This window comes from Rheinheimera oceanensis (genome assembly GCF_018831085.1).
GTDB lineage: Bacteria > Pseudomonadota > Gammaproteobacteria > Enterobacterales > Alteromonadaceae > Alishewanella > Alishewanella oceanensis.
Genome location: NZ_JAGPNM010000008.1, coordinates 119,260 through 143,314 on the forward strand (window position 1 = coordinate 119,260; position 24,055 = coordinate 143,314).

The following is a 24,055-nucleotide window of genomic DNA, read 5'->3' on the forward strand; positions in this document are numbered from 1 at the left end:
TGGCGGGCTGTTTTACGTTATCAGCTGCTTAACTGACAACACGAATTTGGCTATAGCCCAGGCCTTGTTGTTTTTCTACTTTTATCTGCACTGCTATCCGCTCTTTTAACGCTTCAACATGGCTGATAATGCCAATCATCTTGCCGCTGGCGTTGAGGTTATCCAATGCACTTAATGCGCTGTCCAGCGTGTCAGCATCCAGGGTGCCAAAGCCTTCATCAAGGAACAACGAGTCAATACGGGTTTTACTGCTGACCAAATCTGACAGTGCCAACGCCAATGCCAGACTGACCAGAAAACTCTCACCACCCGACAACGTTTTGGTATCGCGTAAACTGTCAGCCTGCCAGGTGTCCAGCACTACCAGCTCCAGCTCGGCCTCTGTGTGACGGGCCAGTTGATAGCGGTTATGTAACAGCGCCAGTTGGCGGTTGGCCAATACAACCAGTTGCTGCAGGGTTAACCCCTGGGCAAAACGCCGGTACCTGGCGCCATCTGCTGAACCAATCAAGCTGTTCAGCCGCTGCCAGTATTCATACTGCTGTTGTTTAGCGGCAATATCCTGCAGCAACTGCTGCTGGCTATCGCGGCGCCGGGCATCGCTATTAAGTTGCTGTTGCAGTTGCCCGAGTTGTTCTGTCATTTGCTGCACTTGTGCTTCTTGCTGCTGCAGCTCGCTGGCCAGCTCACTGGCTGATAAGGCCGACAACTGCTGCTGTGCAATAAGCTGCAGCCGTTGTTGCCAGTCGGCCTGCAGCCGTTTGGCGGCGATTTCGTTTTGCTGTAAGCGCTGCTGCAATTGTTGCAAGCCACTAAGCTCGGCTTCGCTGAGCAAAGCGGCTTTAAATGCCGCTTCGTCAGTAAAGCTGCTGCCAGCCAGTACTTGCTGCCATTGCTGCGCAGCCTGCAGCAACTCTGCGGCTATACCCTGCTGTTGACGCTGTAGTACTTGCTGCTGGCCCTGCCACTGCTGCATTTGCTGTTGTAACTGCTGCAAAGCCGCTGTTACTGTAGCCAGCTCAGTTACTGTGGTTTGTGCTGATACCGGTTGAGTTTGCGCTGCCATAGCCTGCCATTGCTGCTGCCAGTGTTCTTGCTGTGCTGCCAGCTCAGCTTGCTGCTCATCTAAGCGCAATGCCTGTTGCTGCCATAATTGCAACTGATGCTGATTATCTGTCAGTTGCCGCTCAAGCTGCTGCTGTTGCTCTTTTACTTGCTGGCGCTGCAGCTGCCGTTGTTCAAGCTGGCGCAGCTGTTGCTCATTTTTACTGAGCTCTGCCGCAATGGCATCAAGCTGCGTACTAACAGTTACCAGCGAACTACCCTCAGCCTGCCGGCTAATTTCAGCCTTTAGCTCTGCCAGCTCGGCATCCAGCTGCGCAAGTTGCCGGGTTAAATGTTGTTGCTCTGCCTGCAACGCTGATTCACGCTTATTAAGCTGCTCGCCCTGACGTTGTGTCTGGCTAAGTTCTGCCTCTTTTGCCAGCAGCTGCTGTTCGGCAACAGAGCTGTTAAGCTGCTGATATTCAGCAACGGCAGGGTGTTCTGTGGCTCCGCACAGCGGACAGGGCTGATCTGGTTGCAGCCGGGAACGATGCTCAGACAGTTGCATAATCAACTGTTGTTGGGCCAGCAGCTGTTTTTTGTCATTGAGCTGTTCTGTCAGTGTTTTATATTGCTGGCGCAGCATGACTAACTGCGCAGTTACCGGCTCCAGCGCCGCGGAGGAATGATTTAATTGCTGCTGTAATTCTGTACTTTTTTGCTGCAGTTTGTCTTGTTGTTGTAATTTTTGCTGCAATTGCTGCAGCTGATATTGCTGTTCGCGACGCTGCTGTTGCTGCTGGCGCAAGCTGTCTGGCCCGGCACCGCTTAGTGCCTTGTCTAACTCTTGCAACTGGCTGCCAAGAGCGGCTAACTGCGTTGTCAGTATCAGTTGCTGCTGCCGGGTATACTGCTGTTGTTCTGTAAGCTGCTGCGTCTGTTGGGCAAAACTATGCTGCTGTTGTTTCAGGAACTGCAACCCCTGCCACAGCAGATTGGCCTGTTGCTGGCTGCCAGCGGTTAATTGCTGTGCCAGTGCTGCCTGCTGTTGCTGGTATTGCTGTTGTTGTACCTGCAGTTGCTGCATAGCGGTATACAAGGGCAGCAATTTACTGGCTGGCTGATAGGCACTTAGCCGGGCCAGTTCATTCTGGTGTGCGGCATTTGCGTCCTGCGCTTGCTGCACTTCCTGCTCTGCGCGCTGCAGCTCTTGCTCAGCGTTATTAAGTTGTTCGCGCCAGGCCAACACTTTACGTTGCTGTGCTACAACCTGTTGCTGCTCTGTGAGTGCCTTTTTTACCGCTGAAAGCTCGCTACTCAGAGCCTGTTGTTGTTCTTCGCTAAGCAGCTCTACCGCACCGGCTCTGGCCTGCAGCAGATCCAGCTCGCTTTTTTGCTCACGACAGTCATTAAATACCTGTTGTGAAATACGGCCGTATATATCGGTACCGGTAAGCTCCTCAAGCAATTCAGCCCGCTCATTGGCATTGGCATTAAGAAAAGCGGCAAAGCCGCCCTGCGCCAGCAACATAGATTTAGTAAAGCGGCCAAAATCCAGCCCGGTGATTTCGGTAACCAGGCGCAGTTTATCGCTGGTTTTTTCTGCCAGAATAGTGCCGTCCAGTTTCGCCAGTTCGGTTTTAGCAGCCTGTAGCTTGCCATCACTCTGGCCCCGGGCGCGACGCTGGCTCCAAAACGCCCGGTAGCCTGTCCCGGCAACCTCAAACTCAACTTCGGCCAGACACTCACTGGTATGGCGTGTCATTAGTTCATTATTGGTAGCAGAGGTGTTTAACCGCGGTGTCTCGTGATACAACGCCAGACAAATGGCATCCAGTATGGTGGTTTTACCGGCACCGGTAGGGCCGGTGATGGCAAAAATATTACTCTGGTTAAAAGGCGGCAGGCGAAAATCTATCAGCCACTCGCCGCGCAGTGAGTTGAGATTTTGCAGCCTTACTGACAAAATTTTCATGCTGTGCCTGTCACTTTAGCCAGCACCTGACGGTGCAGTATGGTCAGTTGCTGCTGTTGCTCATCGCTCAGCATTTCGGTTTGTAGCCGGGTTTGCCATACCTGCTGTGGTGTTAATTCAGATAAACTTTGCTGAACCGGTGCAGTTAAACCAGCCGCCTGGTTACTGCGCTGGCGGCGTAAGCGCAGTAACTGCACGGGTAAGCCCTGCAATAATTGCTCAACTCTTTGTTGTAAATCTGTCAGATAGGCATCCGTTTCACTGATCACCAGCTCCAGCCACAAGGTACTGCCGTCAGAAATACCCTGCAGCACCTGCTGCACTTTTACCGGCACATCGGCCAGATTGGCTTTAATACTGCACAAAGGCTGAAAGCAAGGCACCGGCAGGCTGGTAACGGTTTTTTCTGCTTCGTTAAATTCCAGTAGCCACAACTGCTTTTGTGCTTTGGCTTCATCAAAGCTCAGTGCTATCGGCGAGCCGCTGTAACGGATGTCGGTAGCAGCTTTTAACTGCTGGCTCTGATGAATATGGCCAAGCGCAATATAATCGGCCGGCGGGAATGCATCCGCTGGGAAGGCTTCCAGCGTACCGATGTAAATATCACGCACCGATTCTGAGGTGCTAACACCCACGGTGGTCAGGTGCCCGGTCATGATAATGGGCAACTGCAGCTGCTGCTCAGTATTGTATTGTTGCGCCAGTGCATAGAGCTGCTGATAATGCTGTGCTATGGCTTGTTGCAGGCTAAGTTGTTTGTCACGGGCGCTTTGGCCGCTGTGGCTTTGCAATAGATCGCGTGCGCGCAAAAAAGGTATGGCGCACAACAACGCAGCAGGTTGTTTTTGCTGATTATGCAGCACAACCAACTGCCGGGCCAAATCATCGCTGCTGCTGGCAAATACCCTGGTGTTTAAATACTGCAGCAGGTTTTTGCTTTCATTCAGCACTGCAGCAGCATCATGGTTACCTCCCAGAATAACCAGCTGACAACCGCTGCCCTGCAGCTCAACAATAAACTGGTTATAGAGTTCACGGGCATAACTGGGCGGCGTGGCGGTGTCAAAAATGTCACCTGCGACGATAATGGCATCAATATTGAGCTCAGTTACCTGTTGTACCAGCCAGGCTAAAAACGCCTGATGTTCGGCTAACCTGCTGCGGCCTATAAAGTGCTGGCCCAGATGCCAGTCGGAAGTGTGCAGAATACGCATAGCGGAAAAACGCCGGGGAAATCATTGGCAAAGCATACCGGATACTGTACCAGACAGCAAAAGCCGATCTGGCCTGCAGGCTCAGATCGGCTTTTTATTTACTGCTGCAAATGTACTAGCGGGCAACCTGCAGTTTGTCGATTACACGACTAACATCAGAGGTGTTCTTCGCAATGGCTACCGCCAAATCTTTTTCAGCGTCAGAATCTACTTCACCGTGCAATGTAACCACGCCGTTATCAGCGTCTACATTGATAGAAGTGCCACTGACTTCTGATTCAAATAACAAACGGGTTTTAACTACCGTAGCAATTTTAGCGTCTTTCAGGGCGCTACCGTCTTTACTGCCAGCGGTTTGACCAGAATTAACTACTGTCAGCTGGTTATCTACACCAGTTACGCCATCCAGATTTTCAATCAGCTCTTCCGCTAAGGCTTTATCTACGTCACTTTTTACTTTACCGGTTAAAGTAACTTTACCGTTTTTAACGTCAGTATTAATATCAAACGAATTCAGATTGCCGTTTAACAGTAATGTTGTTTCGGCCTTTCCGTCAATCCACGCATCTTTGGCACCGTCTTTCCAGTCATTTGCCGCTACTGTTGCGGTGGTGAATGCCAGAGCCATCGTCATTGCTAAAGTTGTACGTTTCATGTTGTCGCTCCTTTTTGTTGAGACGATATAACTAATGCTAGTTTGATGCCAACAATTAAGCATATGTTTTATATTGAAATTATTTTACCATTCATACTATGTTAATTTTTTGTTTGTAGATTTTGCCTGCTAACCGGTAAAACTTGCAGCAATGGTTGTAACTGATCGCTGGCCATTTGCAATGCCGCAGATAAGTGCGCCAGCGTTACTTTAGTTCTGCGGTTGTGCACTGCCCGGATCAATTGCTTTAATGCGTGTAGTTGTTGCAGCAATAAACCGGCCAGTTCAGTCAGCACAGATTGCACCACCGGCTGACTATGCAACGCTGCGTGCTGGTGCAGGTACCAAAACTGCACAGCGGCCAACTCACTGCTGTAATCCTGTGGTATGCCCTGCTGTTTTGCTGTTGCAGGTAGCTGCTGTGCGGTTGCTTCATGCATGTTTGACAGTTCACGAAATTTATAACGCAGATTGCTGTCGGTGACTTGTTGCGCTGCCTGGTGGAAGAATTGTTGTGCTGCAACACAAACAGCATAAACGCCAGATAAAATTCTTTCTTCTTCTGCGTATTCTGACTTTGCTGAACCTGCATACTGCATAAGGGTACCTCCTGTGCGGTTTTAGCGGTCACAGTTCATATTCAATTCATATACCAAGGTTTAATGTAATGATTCAGCTAATTATTTTCTGCATACACCATCTCGCCGTAATAAAGACTGGTAAGTTTTACCCATCCACATTGTTAAAGTTACAGTGCTGGCTTAGAGTTATATATCGCAACTGAGATCTGACAGATGACACAACCACGTTTATTTCTGCATGTGCAGGACAGCGGACTAGCCACCCAGCTACTACAGTCTCCCGCTGTGCGCCGCTTCGTGGTAGTAAGAAGCAGCGATTCTGCCCCCTGGTCTGAGCAATTACAGCAGCAACCTTGTGAACTGGCGTTTATTCAGGCAGATAAACACAGCCAGGCCGACTATCAACGGCTACTTAATAGTAAATTACTGACAGAAATCGACTTTATTGTCGTTAGCGACGGCAGCCCCGATCCGGTACTGGATCAGATGATGCGCAGCGGGGCCGGTTATCATTTTCGCCAACCTTTGGATATGGCCTGTATTCTCGATATTTTGCAGGATTTTTACGAACAGCTCAGCACCAGCCGGCAACAGGCAAAAGCCAGTGCCAGTGCATTAGATCAGTTCGGCTTGCTGGTGGGGTCCTCGCGCTCTATGCTCAAACTATACCGCACTTTACGTAAAGTAGCGGTAACGGAAGCTAACGTCCTGATCACTGGCGAGAGTGGTGCAGGTAAAGAGTTAGTTGCCAACACATTACACTTAGCAAGTTACCGTGCCGAGCAGCCTTTTGTAGCTGTTAACTGTGGTGCACTAAGCCCCGAGCTGGTAGACAGCGAATTGTTTGGCCATAACAAAGGGGCTTTTACCGGCGCCCTGCGCGAGCATAAAGGGGTGTTTACCCAGGCAGAAGGTGGCACCCTGTTTCTGGATGAAATAACGGAAATGCCGCTGGATCAGCAAGTTAAGCTATTAAGGGTACTGGAAAGTGGTGAGTACCGCCCGGTGGGCAGTGACAAAGTATGCCAGGCTAACGTGCGTATTGTGGCGGCAACAAACCGCGATCCGCAACAAGCTATTGCAGAAGGCGCACTGCGGGAAGATTTGTATTTCCGCCTGGCACAATTTCCGGTACATGTACCGCCACTGCGTGACCGCGGCGATGATATTTGCGGTTTGGCGCAACATTTTCTGGCTTACCGTAATGCCAAAGAGCAGCAGCAAAAAGAGCTGGCCGCTGAAACATTACACCTGATAGCCCAGCACACCTGGCCTGGCAATGTACGCGAATTAAAACATGCAATAGAGCGGGCTTATATTCTGGCAGATAAACAAATTTTACCCGAACATTTGCTGTTAGAAACACTTACAGATGATTCCGATGAGCAGTGCCTGACAGAGGTGCCCTGCGGTGTATCACTGGAAGAGTTGGAGAAAGCCGCGATTTTAAATACGCTGGAACAAAATGCCGGTAATAAAACCGATACCGCGCAACAGTTGGGGATCAGTGTGAAAACGCTGTACAACAAACTGGAAAAGTATCAACAAACTGAACAGTAGGCACCTCAGCCAGTTCCCTGTTGGCTGTCAGCCAACATTACCTGTAATGACGCCGGAACAACACTGATATCCAATACGGTGTCGCTGTATAGCTCACCGTCGATAACATACTGCAGCTGTTGTCCGTCTTGCCGGCGAATTTGTACCCGCCGGGCACTACAGTGCTGACTAACCGCATTAAGACTGATGTTAGTTAAGCCTGCCAGCGCCAGCTCTGCCAGGCCCAGTACCGCGTTGTTGTCGGCCTGATTGGCGTGGTCGGCCGTAAGCCAGGTAATATCCAGTTTGCCATCAGTTAAATCAGGCGCACCGTGCCCCTGGGCCAGTAACGTTGTCAGTGGCGCCGCGTTGGCTATTACCAGACTGGCGGTATCTAACGCTTGTTCGGGCTGAGCATCAAATTGCACCAACAGCTGCTGAATATGATTCGCCTGTACCGCCTGCCATAAACCATTCAGGTACGCCAGTTGGCCCAGCTGGTCTTTGCTGCTGCGGTCAGCCGCTTCAATCATTTGCTGTTCAAAGCCCACGCCGGCTAACAGCAACATTAATTTATCGTTGCAGCGTGCCGTATCTATGGCGCGGCTCTGGCCTTCAATAATATTCAGACAAGCAGAACGCAACGGCATTAACTTAGAACTTATGCCCCATAGCGCATGACTAAGAGCGTTAGTGGTACCCAGAGGAATAATGCCTAAACGGATCTCAGTGCCAACCAGCACCGAAGCAACCTCGGTAACCGTGCCGTCACCACCGCAAGCAATAACCATAGTGCAACCAGCCTGCTTTGCCTGCTGTGCCAGTTGCCGCGCTGTGCAGTTCTCGCTGCTAGCATGCAGGCTTAGCCGCATAAAAGGCGAGAGTAAATCAACAACCTCAGCTTCGGCATCTGCCCACTTACCTCCACCGGCAGCGGGATTAGCAATTAACCATACCGGCTGCTGGCCTTGCTCAGTGTAACTGTCGGTAAATTTCCGCAGCGCCGTCAGCTGATGTTTATTAAGCCGGGCCGTATGCCTTACCTGCCGGATCAGTGCTACCGCTTTATCGGCACTGCGGCTGTTATGCCGGCTAAGTAAAAAGGCAGCCAGTACCAGCACCGAACGGCCACGCCCCAGCGCACAGTGCACCAGCACTTTACGGCCCTCAAGCCGTTGCCGTTGTAGCCAGTTTACTGCCTGCTGCAGTTGGGTATGGCTGGGGCTGGCGTGGTCCAACACCGGAATATTCAGATAGCTGATGTCATCTGACTGACTTAACCCGTCCAGCGCGGCAAATTCGGCAGTGACATCCAGTACAGCGGTTATTTGCTCAGCGTGTAACTGCTCCATATCGGCGGCGGTTAAACGGGCTCCAAGATATAACCCACCACTAACCCGCTGTATTGGTGGTACTTTATCCCGGCGCCTGGCCAGCACGTTATAAAGATTGGCACTAAACAAGAAAGGAATAAATAACCAGCGGCTGTACCAGGGCAAGCTGCCATTACCGCGTTTACGAAATACTGTTGCAGTATTTAACCAGTAAGCAGAACTGACCACCAGAAACGACAGCGCAGCCCAGGCTAAAACCAGTTGGAACAGCAGGTAGGATGCAAACCAGCTGGCTACAGCCAACAGTAATGCCAGCAACACATAGTACAGAGCAATATTCATAGCCGGTTGTACTCCTGACAAAGCTGCCTTCCTGACAAATAAAACCAACGTAGCCGCTCGTGGCGGCTACGTTATATGCTTAACAATCTTTGTCTTTAGCATCCGCTTTGTCTTTGACATCCTCACATAAGTCTTCCACTTTGTTACCTACGTCAGTAACCACTTCATCAATTTTTTCACCGGCTTCTTCAGCATTATTTTTTTCACATGCTACGACAGAAAATACCAGTGCTGTTACCAGCATCAAACGGAATAATATGTTAGTTATTGTCATACTGTTTTTCCTCTTTTTACCACTTACAACCTTGGCGATTTACCGCGTAAAGCACCTGCTAATAATGAAATAACCAACAGCACAATAAAGATAAAGAAAATAACTTTAGCTATACCTGCAGCTGCACCCGCAATACCACCAAAGCCCAGCACAGCGGCAATAAGCGCGATAATCAGAAATGTTAATGCCCAGCCCAACATAATGTTCTCCTTATGTGCGATATGCACAGGGTCAATTGTCAGTAGGAATATAGCCAGTAACATGCCAGCTTTTAGAGTGCATGTTATGTTATTGATATTTAATAGTTTAAAGGAAATATGGCAAAAACCTAAAACAGCTATATAAACGCCATGCAGAAAAATTTACCGGTTGACCGGTAAAAAAGCCATCGCAGGCTCCGGCTGTCTGGTAACAACCTAACCTGCTGCAGATGATGCTACATTAGCGCGCACCGGGCTTTTGCGACACTTGCTGATCAGCAGATATACCGCCGGGGTGGTGTAAAGCGTGAGGATCTGGCTTACCAGTAAACCGCCTACTATGGTAATACCCAGCGGCTGGCGCAGCTCAGAGCCTTCGCCTACCCCCAACAACAATGGTAAAGCACCGAGCAGCGCAGCAAAATTTGTCATCAAAATAGGCCGCAGCCGCTGCCGGGCAGCCTGCGCAACCGCTTCCTGGGGCGATAACCCCTGGGTGCGCTCAGCTGCCAGAGCAAAATCGACCAGTAAAATGGCATTTTTCATAACGATGCCAATCAGTAAAAACAGGCCCAGCAGCGCAATTAAGTTAAAATCACTGTTGGTAAGATACAGCGCCAAAAGTGCACCAAGCCCGGCACAGGGCAAAGTTGACAGTATAGTCAGCGGTTGCAGCAGGCTTTCGTACAATATACCCAGTAACAGATACACCGCTACTATCACGCCGATAATCAGCCAGGTTTGATCGCTGCTTTTAAACATAGCATTGCGCTGGTTCTCGCCACTTATCGCATGAATGGCTCCGGGCACCATCAGCTCTGCCAGTGCCTGATCGATGGCCGCTGATGCCTGCTCCATCGTGGTATCCGGCGCCAGGCCGTAGCCGATGTTAACAGAGGCGAACTGGCCGTCGTGCTGCACTCTGTCATTAACCAGACCATAACGGTAACTGGCAATGGCCGATAGCGGTATTTGCCTGCCATCACTGGTAATAACCTGCAATTGCTGCAACACCTCTGGCTGGGCGGTGTAGCCGGGCATTAGTTCCATTACGATACGGTACTGGTTTTGCTGATCATATAAGGTGGCAATCTGGCGCTGTGAGAAAGAGTTATTTAGCAAAGTCGCTACAGTACGCATATCAACACCCAGCCGTTGTGCTGCTTCACGGTCGATATGCAGTTCAATTTGCTGGGCATCTTCGCCGCCCGGCGTGTTCACATCAACCAGAGCTGGCAACTCCTGTAGTTTTTCGCCAACTTTTTTGCCCCACTGGCGCAGTAATGCCAGATCGTCGGATAGCAGCTGTACTTCGTAATCGCTGCGGCTAAAGGGTGAAGACAAGCGGATATCCTGATCAACATTCATAAACAAAATGCCGCCCGGCACTTTAGGGGCATTAGCCCGCAGCCGGTCAACCACAGCGCGGGCAGATACCTGGCGTTCGGCCAGCGGCTTTAACCGCACCCGCATCCATGAATTACTGACACCACTGGTACCGCCACTGGAGCCGGTAACATCAGCTACGGCAGGGTCCTGCAGAACAAACTGACGAAACGCTTCTATTTTGGGCTGCATCATCTGAAATGAAGCACCATCATCGCCGCGCACAAAACCATTCAGCTGGCCGGTATCCTGCTCTGGCAGCAAGCCAGAGGGTAGTTTGCTGTACAGCCAGCCGCTGGCGGCAAACAGTAACACCAACGCTAATAGCAGCCAGCGATAATGGTTCAGGCCAATATCAATGCTGCGCCGGTAACCCTGACCAAAACGGTAAAACAGCCCTTGTTTCTGCTGTACCAGCGGCGCGGCTTTTAACATCAGTGCCGACATACTGGGCGTAAGAGTTAATGACACCAGCAGCGAAATAACCATTGCGGCCACCAGCGTAATGGAGAATTCGCGAAACAGCCGCTCTACCAGGCCACCCATAAATAAAATGGACAGAAAAATAACTATCAGGGCCAGGTTCATTGCCAGCAGGGTAAAACCTACCTCTGCCACGCCCTGCCTGGCAGCTTGCAACGGCGACAAACCACGCTCTATATGGCGCTTAATGTTTTCCACCACCACGATGGCATCATCCACCACCAGGCCGGTAGCAACAATCAGTGCCATTACCGATAAGTTATTCAGTGAAAAACCGCACAGGTACATTACGCTAAAAGCGCCAATCAGCGATATGGGTATGGTGAGGCTGGGGATCAGCGCCGTGCGTAAACTGCCAAGAAATGCCCAAACCACCAGCACTACCAGCACAGCAGCGATCAGCAGGCTAACCTGCGCTTCTGCCAGCGTAGCGCGGATCACCGGGCTGCGGTCCATCACTACGGCTAAATCTGCTCCGGCCGGGGTAAGCGCCTGCAACAACGGCAACTGCTGATAAATAGCGTCAATCGTTTCGACAATATTGGCACCGGTACGCCGGCTGACCAGCAGGATCACCGCATCTTTATCATTGTGAAAACCGGCGCTGTAACGGTTTTCGGTGGAATCTGTTACCAGCGCCACATCTGACAGCCGGATTGGCGCACCGTTAATGTATTTAATAATCAGGCTTTGGTAGTCGGCGGCCTGGCGTAAGGTTTCACTGGTGGCCAGTTGCCAGCGATGGCTATCGCTTTCCAGTACGCCAAGCGGTACTGAAGCATTAACACTGCTGATGGCGGCCCGCACATCATCCAGCGCCACGCCATAGTGCGCCAGCATGCCGGGGTTAAGCTGTACCCGCACCGCAGGCAACGAGGAGCCACTTACCTCTACCTCACCTACGCCGGTAATTTGTGCCAGTTTTTGTGCCAGCACGGTAGAAGCGTTGTCATACAACACACTGCCGGCCAGATGGCCTGAGCTTAGCGCCAGCGCCATTATCGGTGCCTGCGACGGGTTAAACTTGCGATACACCGGGTTACCCGGCATACCCGCGGGTAACTGGCCACGGGCTGCGTTAATAGCCGCCTGCACTTCGCGGGCGGCATCATCAACATTGCGCTGTAATTCAAATTCCAGCCGCACCTGAGTAGAGCCCTGACTGCTGGACGAACTGATACGCCGGATACCGGAAATACTGCCCAGTGCGCGTTCCAGTGGCGTGGCCACTGTTGCCGCCATGCTTTCCGGGCTGGCGCCTGGCAAACTGGCAGTAACAACGATCATCGGAAAATCAATAGCAGGTAACGGCGACACCGGTAATAAACGCCAGCTTAATAAACCCAGCAGTAAAATGGCACTGGCCAGTAATGAGCTGGCTACCGGCCGCTGAATAAAGGGCTGCGCCAGATTCATACTGTGGCTGCCTCTGCCTGCATTGCCGGTTTGCGCTTGCTGAACAGGCGGTCAAACCATAGGTACACCACCGGTGTGGTAAACAGAGTAAGTACCTGGCTTACCATTAAGCCGCCGACCATTACTAAACCCAGAGGCTGGCGCAACTCGGCACCGGAACCTGTGCCCAGCATCAGTGGTATAGCACCAAATAAGGCCGCTAATGTGGTCATCAGAATGGGCCTGAACCGCATCAACGCTGCCTGATAAATTGCTTCATCAGGCATTAACCCCTGATTACGCTGCGCATCGAGCGCAAAATCGACCATCATAATGCCGTTTTTCTTCACCAGGCCAATCAGCAGCACTATGCCGATCACTGCAATAAGATCCAGCGGCTGGCCGGTAATAAGTAAAGCCAGCAAGGCACCCACCGTAGCAGAGGGCAACGTAGATAAAATGGTTACCGGGTGGATCAGGCTTTCATACAAAATACCCAGCACAATATACATAGTCACTATAGCCGCCAGCACCAACCACAGCGTGTTGCTAAGCGACGCCCTGAATGCTTCAGCCGCGCCCTGAAACGTCAGCTCAACTTCGGGCGGCAGTTGCAGCTGTTGCTGCACCTGCTCAATAGCGGCAACTGCCTCACCCAGCGAATAGCCGGGGGCCAGATTAAACGACAGCGTTATGGCCGGAAACTGCCCCTGCTGGTTAATCAGCAACCGGGCCGGCCGCTGGCTTACCGTTGCCACGGCCGATAACGGTACTGTGGCACCGCTGCTACTGGTAAGGTACAGTTTATCCAGCGCATCAATGCCGGTAACCTGTGCCGGATCAGCCTCCAGCACTATGCGGTACTGATTAGCCTGGGTAAACAAGGTTGAAACCTGGCGCTGGCTGTAAGCACTTTGCAATACCGAGCTTATTTGTGCCACCGTCAGGCCAAGCCTGGCAGCAGCCGTGCGGTCAATATCGATATAAGCCTGCAACCCCTGCTGCTGAAAATCATGGGCAACTTCTGACAACTCCGGCCGTTGCTGCAAAGCACTGAATACATCCGGCAGCCACTGGCTCAGCATTTCATGGTCTGGCGTGCTCAGGCTGAACTGATACTGGGTACGGCTTACTCTGTCTTCGATGCTAAGCTCCTGCACCGGCTGGAACCAGCCTTTAATACCGGGCACAGCCAGTACCTGTTGCTCGAGCTGATGTATTATTTGCACCGCCGATGCACTGCGCTCACCATGAGGTTTCAGGTTTACCAGAATACGGCCACTGTTAATACTGTTGTTATTGCCATCTACGCCGATAAAAGACGACAGGCTGCTAACGTCGGCATGCTGCAAAATATTCGCCGCCAGTTGTTGCTGACGCTGCGCCATAGCCTGAAACGAAATATCCTGCGGCGCCTCGGTGATAATTTGTATTACACCGCTATCCTGCACCGGGAAAAAACCTTTAGGCACCATCATATACAAACCGGCTGTCAGGGCTACCGTTGCCAGCATACTGGCCATTGCCAGCCGCTGATGGCGCAGCACCCACTGCAACGCGCGGCCGTAGGCGTTAATTACCCGCTGCATGGTGCCGGGGTTATCTTTATCTGCGTGCGGCGGTAGTGCGGTCAGCATATGGGCACACAGCATTGGCGTAAGGGTTAACGACACCACTAATGAAATCAGTATTGCTACGGTCAGAGTAACGGCAAATTCATAAAACAACCGGCCTACTACATCGGCCATAAACAGCAGCGGGATCAACACGGCAACCAGAGAAAAGGTTAATGAAATCAGTGTAAAGCCAATTTCTTTCGCGCCTTTAAGTGCAGCTTCCATCGGTGACGCGCCCTGCTCGCGGTGGCGGGCTATGTTTTCCAGCATTACGATGGCGTCATCTACCACAAAGCCGGTGGCAATAGTCAGTGCCATTAGTGTCAGGTTATTTACCGAAAAATCCAGCAGCAACATCACCGCAAAAGTACCAATAAGCGATAACGGCACAGCCAGGCTGGGAATAATGGTGGCCGGTATAGTACGCAAAAACACAAAGGTTACCAGGATCACCAGACAGACCGCAAAAATCAGCTCTTTTTGCACATCACGTACCGAAGCACGGATACTCAGGGTACGGTCGGTTAACACTGTTACATTCACCGCTGCCGGCATGGTGGAGGTAAGCTGCGGCAGCAGCGCCTGTACTCTGTTGGCAACTTCAATAACATTAGCGCCGGGTTGGCGCTGAATATTCAGCAGCACGGCCGGTTGCTCGTTGGCCCAGGCCGCCAGAAAACGGTCTTCAGCGCCTTGCTCTACCGTGGCAACATCTGCCAACCGCACCGGCGCATTGTCACGCCAGGCAATAATCAGTTGCTGATATTCGGCTATATCACGGATCTGATCATTAGCATCAAGCATGGTAGAGCGAAACGGGCCATCAAAGCTGCCCTTAGGTTGGTTGGTGTTGGCGGCGGCAATGGCGGTACGCAGGTTTTCCAGGCTTAAATCCATATTGGCCAATGCGGCCGGGTTGGCTTTTACCCTTATCGCCGGGCGCTGGCCACCAGCCAGGCTTACCATGCCCACGCCGGGCAGCTGCGCCAGCTTTTGTGCCATCCGGGTGTCAACTAAGTCGTACACCTGTGGCAGGCGCAACGTGTCAGACGTTACAGCCAGCGTAAGAATAGGCGCGTCGGCCGGGTTTACTTTGCGGTACACCGGTGGTGTGGGCAGATCGGATGGCAACAATGACGCAGCAGTGTTAATGGCTGCCTGTACCTCCTGCTCGGCCACGCCCATATCCACCACTAGCGCAAACTGCAATGTGATAACCGACGCTCCGGCTGAACTGCTGGATGACATTTGCTTTAAGCCGGGAATTTGTCCCAGCCGCCGCTCCAGCGGTGCGGTAACAGTACGCGCCATAATGTCGGGGCTGGCACCGGGGTTAAAACTAAACACCTGAATAATAGGGTAATCTACCTGCGGCAATGCAGCTACCGGCAACTGCCGCCAACTGAGAATACCGGCTATCAATATCGCCAGCATCAATAGCGACGTAGCAACAGGCCGCAGTATAAAAGGGCGGGATAAATTCATTACCGCCCCTTAACCGGCAGCAACCGGTTGGTCGGTAATCACCTCAACTGCACGGCCCGGCCTTAACCTGTCCAGCCCTTCCAGCACCACCAGATCCCCGGTTTGCAGGCCGTCCTCCACCGCCACCATGCCATTATCTGTGGCACCCAGTTTAACCTGGCGAATTTGCGCTTTGTTTTGCTCAATAACATACACATAATTACCGGCAGAGCCGTACTGCACCGCATCTTGCGGAATCGTAACTGCGCCTTGCTGCACCGCTACATTCAGCCTTACATTGACAAACTGGTTAGGGAACAGCTCTTCCTGCGCGTTAGCAAATTCGGCTTTTAGCCGCAAGGTACCGGTAGCAGCATCAATCTGGTTATCCAGTGTCGTAAGCGCCCCCTGGCTGAGTAACTGCCGTTCAGATCTGTCCCAGGCTTCCACTGTTAATGTTTCACCCTGGCGTACGGCATCGCGTACCTGCAATAACTGGCTTTCAGGAATGGCAAACAATACTGCAATAGGTGAGCTTTGCGTAATAGTGACCAACCCTTCGGTGTTATTGGCCTGAATAAGGTTACCCGGATCAACCCGGCGTAACCCCAAACGGCCACTGATAGGCGCATGAATACGGGTGTAAGACAATTGCAGTTTGGCTGCGTCAATCTGTGCCTGATTCGATTTTATCGTACCTTTGAGCTGTGCAACCAAAGCCTGCTGCTGATTGTACTGCTGCGCCGAAATAGAGCTTTGCTCACGCAGTTTGCTATACAGTTGTAAATCGGCTTCAGCATTTTTTAGCTGCGCCAGATTTTGTTCCAGTTGGCCCTGGGCTTGTGCCAGCTGAATTTGATAATCGGCCTGATCAATCTCTGCCAGCAACTGGCCCTGTGCAACCTTGTCGCCTTCAGTAAAGGCTATTTTCTGCAGTGTTCCGGTTACCCGGCTTTGCACTACTACAGTATTTAGTGGCGTAACCGTACCAATGGTTTTTATCTGTACCCGTAAATCGGCGGCATCGGCCATTACTACCCGCACAGGAACCGGCATTGCCCAGGGGTTCATTTGCCTGGCTGGCGCTGCTGTCGGGTTGCCCGCTTTTGGCCATAGAAAATAAGCTGCAGTTGCAACTACTACCACTACACCTGCCACCAACAAAGGTTTCTTCAGCAACGCCATTTTCCGTAAGTCCTGTAACCTGAGTAAAATCCGCGCTTACTATAAGTTAGCGTTAACATAGGCTCAACGCGGTAAACGTCAAGATTAGGTAAAGATTGTCAGCATTTCGGCAGAACACTACTTTAGCGCGTTAAATAACTTAACTGCAGTACCAGATTAGGCAATAACGGTGTTTTTCTTTACACTCAAACAGCGTTAAAACAAAACAGGAACAATTTATGCGTATTTTAACTGCTATTGTTGCCACGGCTATGGCTTATGTTTTATCGGTCCCGGTATTTGCCCAAACCTCTTATGGCCCGCGGCTTGAGGGCTTTGACTATCCGTTTGAGGTAAAAAACTACCAGTTGCTAACTCAGGGCCAAAAGCTGGAAATGGCCTATATGGATGTTGCTCCTGCGACAACAGCTAACGGCAAAACCGCCGTACTATTGCATGGCAAAAACTTTTGTGCTGCCACCTGGCAAGCCAGTATTAAGGTGCTGACCGGGCAAGGTTACCGCGTGGTAGTGCCTGATCAGATCGGTTTTTGCAAATCCAGCAAGCCACAGGGATATCAGTTTAGTTTGGCACAATTAGCCGCTAATACGCACAGTTTACTAAACAGTATTGGCGTTACCCGGCCGGTTGTTATCGGCCATTCTATGGGCGGTATGCTAACCGCGCGTTATGCGCTGCAATACCCACACGACGTGGAAAAAATTGTGCTGGTTAACCCTATCGGGCTGGAAGACTGGCAGGCTGAAGGCGTGCCTTATGCCACTATCGACGCCCTGTATGCTAACGAACTAAAAACCAGCTTCGACAGTATTAAAGCGTATCAGCTGAAGTTTTATTACGACGGCAACTGGAAACCAGAGTATGAGCAATGGGTAAATATGCAGGCCGGGCTTTACGCAGGCGCAGGTAAAAACATAGTGGCAATGAACCAGGCTCAAACCTTTGAGATGATATTTACCCAGCCGGTAGTACACGAATTTGCCAATATCCGCGTACCGGCAGTACTGATTATTGGCGGAAAAGATCGCACCGCACCAGGCGCCAACCGCGCCAGTAAAGAGCTTGCAGCCAAACTGGGTAACTACCCACAACTGGGCCAGGCCGCTGCTAAAGCCATGCGGGCAACGCTGGTGGAACTGCCTAAGCTGGGCCATTCGCCGCAGGTAGAAGCTGAACAGGAATTTCATCAGGTGTTACTAAAGCACCTGGCAGACTAAGCGCATTAAAAGCTTCCCCCCTTATTACGCTAATAGCAGCAGCTTTTTTCAAGCTGCTGCTTTTTACATATCATTTGGCAGAAACTATCGAACAACTCATGATCCGCTTTAGCATGCTCTGAAGCACTAACGCAGAGCAACGGCATCATTTTTCCCAAGCCATCGCAATCAGCTGCAATCATTTGTATTTAAAATAGAAAATGACAACCCAGCAGTATCAAGCCGACACACTGCACCAACACGAATCAGCCGCGCTGCAATATTGTGCAGCTTTTTACTGCTGATGTATTGACCTTATGGCATTAATCAACTACCTTTTGTAAGCGCTTACATTATAAGTTTTAACCACAAGATTAAAAATGTAAGCGCTACCAAATAACTAAAACGATTACACACTCAGCAAAACACGGGAGAAAGGGTATGAACCACACACGTTTCAAACTATCGCGTCTGGCGATAAGTTTGTCACTTATTACAGGCGCCGGTGTTATGGCCCCTGTTTACGCGAATGACGAAACAGCACAAACTACTGAAGTTGAAGTTATACAGGTTACCGGTATTCGCGGCAGTTTAGCTAAGTCGATGGATATTAAACGTGAGTCAACCGGGGTAGTGGATGCTATAACGGCAGAAGACATTGGTAAATTCCCGGACACTAACCTTGCTGAGTCGTTGCAACGTATTACCGGTGTATCAATTGACCGTTCAAATAACGAAGGTAGTCGCATTACTGTACGCGGCTTTGGCCCTGAGTTTAACCTGGTGACATTAAATGGCCGCCAGATGCCTACCACCGGCGGTGGCCGTTCGTTTGATTTTGGCAATATAGCCACCGAAGGTGTCAGCGGCGTGCAAGTACATAAAACCGCCCGCGCCGACGTGCCCAGCGGCGGTATTGGTGCCACGGTAAATATATCTACCGCAAGACCCCTGGACAACCCGGGCCTGAAAGCTTCGGTTGGCGTAAAAGCCGTACATGATACCTCTAACGAGGTTGGCGACGATTTTACACCGGAAGTGTCTGCCATTTTCAGCAACACCTTCGCTGATGAGAAATTTGGTATTTTGCTGTCAGGCTCTGTGCAGGAGCGTAACAACCGCGCTGAAGGTATGGCCGTAGATAACTGGATCCCCAATGTCGATCTGTCAAACTCGCCTAACCTGCAGCTTACCGACAACAACCAGCGTGCTGATGGCAATACCTGGTATCCGCAAAATGCCGGTTACGAAATTCTGGATAATGACCGTAAACGTACCAACGGCCAGTTGGTTATGCAGTTTGCACCAACCGATAAATTTAAAGCCACACTGGATTACACCTATTCAAAAACTGAACTGGATGTAGAACGGGTAGGCTTTGGTGTCTGGTTTAATAACGGCGGTAACGTACAAAGCGCCACTATTAATGAAAACGGCACTTACGTTAATATGACAGAAGTAAATGGCGACTATGCCACTAACCTGAACCGCAATGGCTCTGCCAGCGAGAATAAATCGCTTGGTCTGAATCTGGAATGGCAGGTTACTGATGCCCTAAGCCTGGAGCTGGATTATCACAGCTCAGAAGCAGTAAGTATGGGCACAGGCCTTGGCCATGATGCCTATATGATTATTGGTAACACTTCATGTGACTGGTGCGACAACCCAACGGCCAATCTTGAAACAAAAACCGCTAACTTTACCTCTGGTGGTATTCCGGTAATCGACTTCACGCTTACAGGCGGTCAGCCAGAACTGCTGCCCCAGGATATGGGTTCATTATTTGGTGGTGTCAGCAAAAATGAAGACAAAAACAAAATGGACCAGTTGCAGCTAAAAGGCCAATGGCTTAATAGCAGTGACAGCGCTTTGGTCAGTTTTGACTTTGGGGCAACCTATACCGATATGTCATTCCGCTCTACCAACGCTTACTCTGGGCAACTGGCAGCAGGTTGGTGGCTGTGGTCAGCTGACTGGTATCCGGACGATATGTTTTACCGCGTTGATACCAGCGGTTTACTTGACAAGTTCTCTGGTGGTGGCCGCGATAAGAAGATTAATTATTTCTATATGGCTGACTTCTACGATATTGTAAATATCGCCGAAGGGATTGATTGTGACCACCCGGATGCAGGCATTGGCGCCTGCAGCTGGCCAGAAGAATTAGGTGGTGTATTTAGCGCCGGCCCGATTGATGATGACCACAGAGTAAAAGAAGAGACTGTTGCACTGTATACCCAAGCCCGGTTTGAAACCGAGTTTAACGGTATGCCGGTGAATATCACCACAGGCTTGCGTTACGAGCAAACCGATGCTACTGCAAACAGTTTAGAACGCCCGGCAGTCAGCATGCAGTGGGTAAACGGCAACGAGTGGGCTTATACTTATGCTACCGACCGTACTTTCTCTGAAGGTAACGGTAAAACCCGTGAGTTCCTGCCTAATGTTGATATGAACATTGAGATTGCTGATGATCTGATTAGCCGTTTTTCTTACAGCCGTTCGTTAACACGGGCACCGGTGGGAGCTTTGCGCTCTACTACCACTTTTGCAGGCAACCCTAAAGTGGGCCAGCGTAAAGTGTCTGTTGGCAATCCGGCGTTAAAACCTTATACCGCCGACAATATCGATTTATCGCTGGAGTATTACTACCAGCCGGGCAGTTATGCATCTGTGGGTTACTATCGTAAGCAGGTAGAAAACTTTCTGGTCAATACCACTACTGAGGAAACTCTGGCGGGCATCCGTGACCCCTTTATTGGCCCACGCGCAGATCAAGCTATAGCTGATTTGGTAGCAGAAGGTTTGCAACCTACGGATCAGGCTATTCATGACCGTATCAATGCAAACCAGGGCACACCGCAAGGTACTCCGATTACCGGCGATGAAAATGATCCGCTGACCATCTTCTCTGTTGCGCGTGACACTAACGTCGAAACTGCTAATCTGTGGGGCTGGGAGTTAGCTGCACAGCATATGTTTGGTGAAACAGGTTTCGGTGTACAGGCTAATGCTACCTTTGTATATGGTGATGTTGAAGCGGATCGCAATGCTATTGGTTACCAGTTTGCACTACCCGGCTTAAGCGATTCTGCTAACCTTTCATTAATTTATGAAAATTATGGCTTGTCGGTACGGGTATCTTATAACTGGCGTGACGAATTTCTTACCGGTTTTGATCAGCATCAGGCGCCGGTATTTACCGAGTCGTATGGGCAATGGGATATTAACGTAAATTATGCCGTAACCGACAACCTGACGGTATTTGTAGAAGGGTTAAACATTACCGAAGAAACCCAGCGTACCTATGTGCGCTTTCCGGAGCAGTTCCTGCGCGGATATCAGTATGGTGCCCGTTACAATTTAGGCGTACGTTATACCTTTTAAACAGCACGTCTTTTACTAAACCAGAAAGCCGCTGTGATAAGCGGCTTTTTGTTAGTTATCAGCACAAAACCCAGGGAGAGATAATGGCCAACCACGCTGTGCTGGACAATATCAGCCATAAAGATATAAAAATTATTACCCAAAGTGGCAGCGCTTACGGCGACAATGTCAGCCTTAGCACGGCCTTTATCAGTGAATTTATGCAGTTGCAAAGCTGGTATCCGCTGTTTTTCCGCCACAATACGGAGCTGAATAACTTTGAGCCGGTGGTATTACTGGGTGTAAAGCCCGGCCAAAATCTGTTTTTACAGGGCGATAGCTGGCAAAGTGGTTATATACCGCTGAGTATACAGCGCCAGCCATTTTTAATCGGCTTTCAGCAGCAGCTGCATAACGGTGTACCGCAACAGGTACCGGTGGTATGTATAGATCTGGACCACCCGCGGGTTAGTTTAACGCAAGGCGAAGCGGTATTTTTACCGCACGGTGGTAACAGCCCGTTGCTGGAACATATCAGCACTGTTTTGCAACATATCCAGCAGGGGCACCTGGCTAATCAGGCATTTTGTGCCATGTTAAGCCAGTTAAATTTGCTGCAAAGCCTGACGCTGGAACTGAGTTATCAGGGCGCGGTGCATAAAGTTGGCGGTTTATATAATATTGACCGGCAGCAGCTTAGCCAGCTAAACGCAGCACAATTACAGCAATTGCACCAGCACGGTTATCTGGAAGCTATTTATCTGCTGCTGGCATCGCAGGCCAATATCAGCAAAATGCTGACTATGATGCAGGCATAATCAGGTGAGTTAAACATGCAGGCAATTGACGAAGCAGATTACACCGGTGGCAATATCAGTAGCTTACTGGCAAATCGCACCACACCTTTGGTACTACGTGGCCTGGTACAACACTGGCCGCTGGTGCAGCAGGCACAGCAATCTGATACCGCGGCAGCAGCCTATCTGCAAAGTTTTGTTGCGGATGTGCCGGTGCAGGCATTTTTTGCAGAGCCCGCAGCAAAAGGCCGTTTTTTTTATAATGATGACCTGACCGGGTTTAATTTTCAGCAGCGTCAGACCAAACTTAACAGTGTGCTAAGCAGCATACTGCAGCATAGCGGGCAAGACAATGCGCCGGTGTTTTATATGGGCTCAACTACCGCAGATTACTGTGTACCGGGGCTAACAGCACAAAACACGCTGGCACTGGACAACATTAATCCGCTGATCAGCGTCTGGCTGGGTAACCGTAGCCATGTGGTTGCGCATTATGACGTGCCGGACAACATTGCCTGTGTAGCGGCCGGGCAGCGGCGTTTTACCCTCTTTGCACCTGAGCAAATAGCCAACTTATATATAGGCCCGCTTGAATTCACCCCCGCCGGACAACCTGTAAGCATGGTAGATTTTCGCCAGCCGGATTTTGCCCGCTATCCACGCTTTCGTCAGGCCCTGCAGCATGCGCTCACGGCCGAACTGGGTGCCGGCGATGCCATTTTTATCCCTTCAATGTGGTGGCATCAGGTAGACAGCTTAAGTGATCTGAATTTACTGATTAACTACTGGTGGCGGCAAACCCCGGCTTACTGCGGTTTACCCACCGACGCATTGCTGCATGCCATGCTAAGCATACGTGACTTACCACCGGCCCAGCGTAAAATCTGGCAGCAACAGTTTGAGCACTATGTGTTTAATGCCAACGACGATACCGCCGCACATTTACCGGCAGATAAACGCGGCATACTGGGGCCGATGCTGGAGCAAACGGCACGTAAGCTACGTGCCATGCTGCTGAGCCGGTTAAACCGTTAGGGTTGCTGGCGCTGATATACCCGCACATAGTCAATTTGCAGGCTTTGCGGGTAAGCGCTGGGGTTTATGCCGGTTTCATTCACTGAGCCGGCCCAGTTGCCACCTACCGCTAAATTCAGCAGCAAATGAAAAGGCCGGTCAAAAGGTGCATGCCGCGGCAGGGCCGTTTTTAACGTTACAGCACCGGTGTGCCATTCGCTGCTTTTTTGCGTTGCGTATAACACATCATCAACATACCAGCGAATTTCACCCGGCTGCCATTCTATCGCGTAAGTATGAAATGCATCGGCCGGGCTTTGGCCGTTGGGCAGTTTATAACTCTGGCCGCTGTGTACATTATCCGGCCAGGGCTCGCCGTAATGTAAGGTGCCGTAAATACGCCGCTCAGGGTCATCAGCAAGCGCGCTGGGTTCATCAGAAATGGTTCCCAGATTTACCGCTTCCATAATGTCGATTTCACCGGATAACGGCCAGGGGCCGTACAACCAGTCTGTTGGCAGCATCCATATTGCCGGCCAGCTACCCTGACCTGTTGGTAATTTTGCCCGGATTTCAAAACGGCCATACAACCAGTCACCCTTACCTTTGCTGCGTAAGCGTGCTGAGGTATAAGGCAGCGTTTTACGCTGATGCGGGCTGAAATCCGGGTCATCTTCATTTAACGCCGGGCCGGTGAAGGTTTCTTTGCGTGCCACTATATATAACACGCCATTATCGACATAGGCATTTTCCGGCCGGTTGGTATAGCACTGTTGTTCGTCGTTACCACCGCCCCAGCAGTTTTGCTCAAAGCTCCATTTGCTCAGATCAATACTATTGCCGTTAAACTCGTCCTGCCACACCAGTTGCCAGTCAGCGCTGGCAACTGCATCAGGCTGATGCTGTGCCACACTTTGCTCAGTGGGCTTTGGTGGCACAGTGCTGCAACTTGCCAGCACGGCGCTGGCAAGCAGGGTAACGAGATAACGACGCAT

Annotated in this window: 16 protein-coding genes; 5 read left to right on the forward strand and 11 right to left on the reverse strand. The window is 50.8% G+C overall.

The window, feature by feature from the left end:
• Positions 1–28: 28 nt before the first annotated feature.
• The 4 genes from sbcC to J3B89_RS16735 all read right to left on the reverse strand — a co-directional run bounded on the left by sbcC (position 29) and on the right by J3B89_RS16735 (position 5,487).
• Positions 29–3,019, reverse strand: a complete 2,991-nt coding sequence (gene sbcC, locus J3B89_RS16720; protein WP_215398750.1) for an exonuclease subunit SbcC — start codon at positions 3,017–3,019, stop codon at positions 29–31.
• A complete protein-coding gene (sbcD, locus tag J3B89_RS16725; protein ID WP_215398751.1) occupies positions 3,016–4,233 on the reverse strand; it encodes an exonuclease subunit SbcD in 1,218 nt (405 codons plus the stop codon). Before sbcD ends, sbcC begins: the two co-directional genes overlap by 4 nt.
• 115 nt (positions 4,234–4,348) lie before the next feature.
• Entirely contained in the window at positions 4,349–4,888 is a 540-nt protein-coding gene (locus tag J3B89_RS16730) for a BON domain-containing protein (RefSeq protein WP_215398752.1), read from the reverse strand.
• Between the two features lie 101 nt (positions 4,889–4,989).
• Positions 4,990–5,487 (reverse strand): hypothetical protein, encoded by a 498-nt coding sequence (locus J3B89_RS16735; protein ID WP_215398753.1) that lies wholly within the window; start codon positions 5,485–5,487, stop codon positions 4,990–4,992.
• A 195-nt stretch (positions 5,488–5,682) separates the two neighbouring features.
• Between J3B89_RS16735 and J3B89_RS16740 the strand changes: the two genes are divergently transcribed.
• Positions 5,683–7,029, forward strand: coding sequence for a sigma-54 interaction domain-containing protein (locus J3B89_RS16740; protein ID WP_215398754.1), 1,347 nt, complete (start codon positions 5,683–5,685; stop codon positions 7,027–7,029).
• 5 nt (positions 7,030–7,034) lie between these two features.
• Here the strand turns inward: J3B89_RS16740 and J3B89_RS16745 are convergent, their stop codons facing one another.
• The 6 genes from J3B89_RS16745 to J3B89_RS16770 form a co-directional block, all read right to left on the reverse strand.
• Positions 7,035–8,684 carry a diacylglycerol kinase family protein gene (locus J3B89_RS16745; RefSeq protein WP_215398755.1) on the reverse strand — a complete coding sequence of 550 codons (1,650 nt, stop codon included), beginning with the start codon at positions 8,682–8,684 and terminating at the stop codon, positions 7,035–7,037.
• A gap of 79 nt (positions 8,685–8,763) precedes the next feature.
• Positions 8,764–8,958, reverse strand: coding sequence for a hypothetical protein (locus tag J3B89_RS16750; RefSeq protein WP_215398756.1), 195 nt, complete (start codon positions 8,956–8,958; stop codon positions 8,764–8,766).
• Between the two features lie 23 nt (positions 8,959–8,981).
• Positions 8,982–9,158 carry a DUF1328 domain-containing protein gene (locus J3B89_RS16755; RefSeq protein WP_082694821.1) on the reverse strand — a complete coding sequence of 59 codons (177 nt, stop codon included), beginning with the start codon at positions 9,156–9,158 and terminating at the stop codon, positions 8,982–8,984.
• A gap of 216 nt (positions 9,159–9,374) precedes the next feature.
• The gene (locus tag J3B89_RS16760) at positions 9,375–12,443 is read right to left on the reverse strand and encodes an efflux RND transporter permease subunit (RefSeq protein ID WP_215398757.1); all 3,069 of its coding nucleotides are present in this window, start codon (positions 12,441–12,443) and stop codon (positions 9,375–9,377) included.
• Positions 12,440–15,523 carry a multidrug efflux RND transporter permease subunit gene (locus J3B89_RS16765; protein WP_215398758.1) on the reverse strand — a complete coding sequence of 1,028 codons (3,084 nt, stop codon included), beginning with the start codon at positions 15,521–15,523 and terminating at the stop codon, positions 12,440–12,442. The genes J3B89_RS16760 and J3B89_RS16765 overlap by 4 nt, the downstream gene beginning before the upstream one ends.
• Positions 15,524–15,532: 9 nt before the next feature.
• Entirely contained in the window at positions 15,533–16,687 is a 1,155-nt protein-coding gene (locus J3B89_RS16770; protein WP_215398759.1) for an efflux RND transporter periplasmic adaptor subunit, read from the reverse strand.
• A 218-nt stretch (positions 16,688–16,905) separates the two neighbouring features.
• On the opposite strand from J3B89_RS16770, the gene J3B89_RS16775 reads away from it, so the two are divergent.
• The 4 genes from J3B89_RS16775 to J3B89_RS16790 all read left to right on the forward strand — a co-directional run bounded on the left by J3B89_RS16775 (position 16,906) and on the right by J3B89_RS16790 (position 23,081).
• The gene (locus tag J3B89_RS16775) at positions 16,906–17,904 is read left to right on the forward strand and encodes an alpha/beta fold hydrolase (RefSeq protein WP_215398760.1); all 999 of its coding nucleotides are present in this window, start codon (positions 16,906–16,908) and stop codon (positions 17,902–17,904) included.
• A 420-nt stretch (positions 17,905–18,324) separates the two neighbouring features.
• Positions 18,325–21,270, forward strand: coding sequence for a TonB-dependent receptor (locus J3B89_RS16780; protein WP_215398761.1), 2,946 nt, complete (start codon positions 18,325–18,327; stop codon positions 21,268–21,270).
• An 83-nt stretch (positions 21,271–21,353) separates the two neighbouring features.
• Positions 21,354–22,067 (forward strand): SapC family protein, encoded by a 714-nt coding sequence (locus J3B89_RS16785; RefSeq protein WP_215398762.1) that lies wholly within the window; start codon positions 21,354–21,356, stop codon positions 22,065–22,067.
• 15 nt (positions 22,068–22,082) lie between these two features.
• Positions 22,083–23,081: a cupin-like domain-containing protein gene (locus J3B89_RS16790; protein WP_215398763.1), complete on the forward strand. Its 999-nt coding sequence runs from the start codon at positions 22,083–22,085 to the stop codon at positions 23,079–23,081.
• Here J3B89_RS16790 and J3B89_RS16795 read toward each other — a convergent pair.
• Positions 23,078–24,055 carry a glycoside hydrolase family 16 protein gene (locus J3B89_RS16795; RefSeq protein ID WP_215398764.1) on the reverse strand — a complete coding sequence of 326 codons (978 nt, stop codon included), beginning with the start codon at positions 24,053–24,055 and terminating at the stop codon, positions 23,078–23,080. The genes J3B89_RS16790 and J3B89_RS16795 overlap by 4 nt on opposite strands.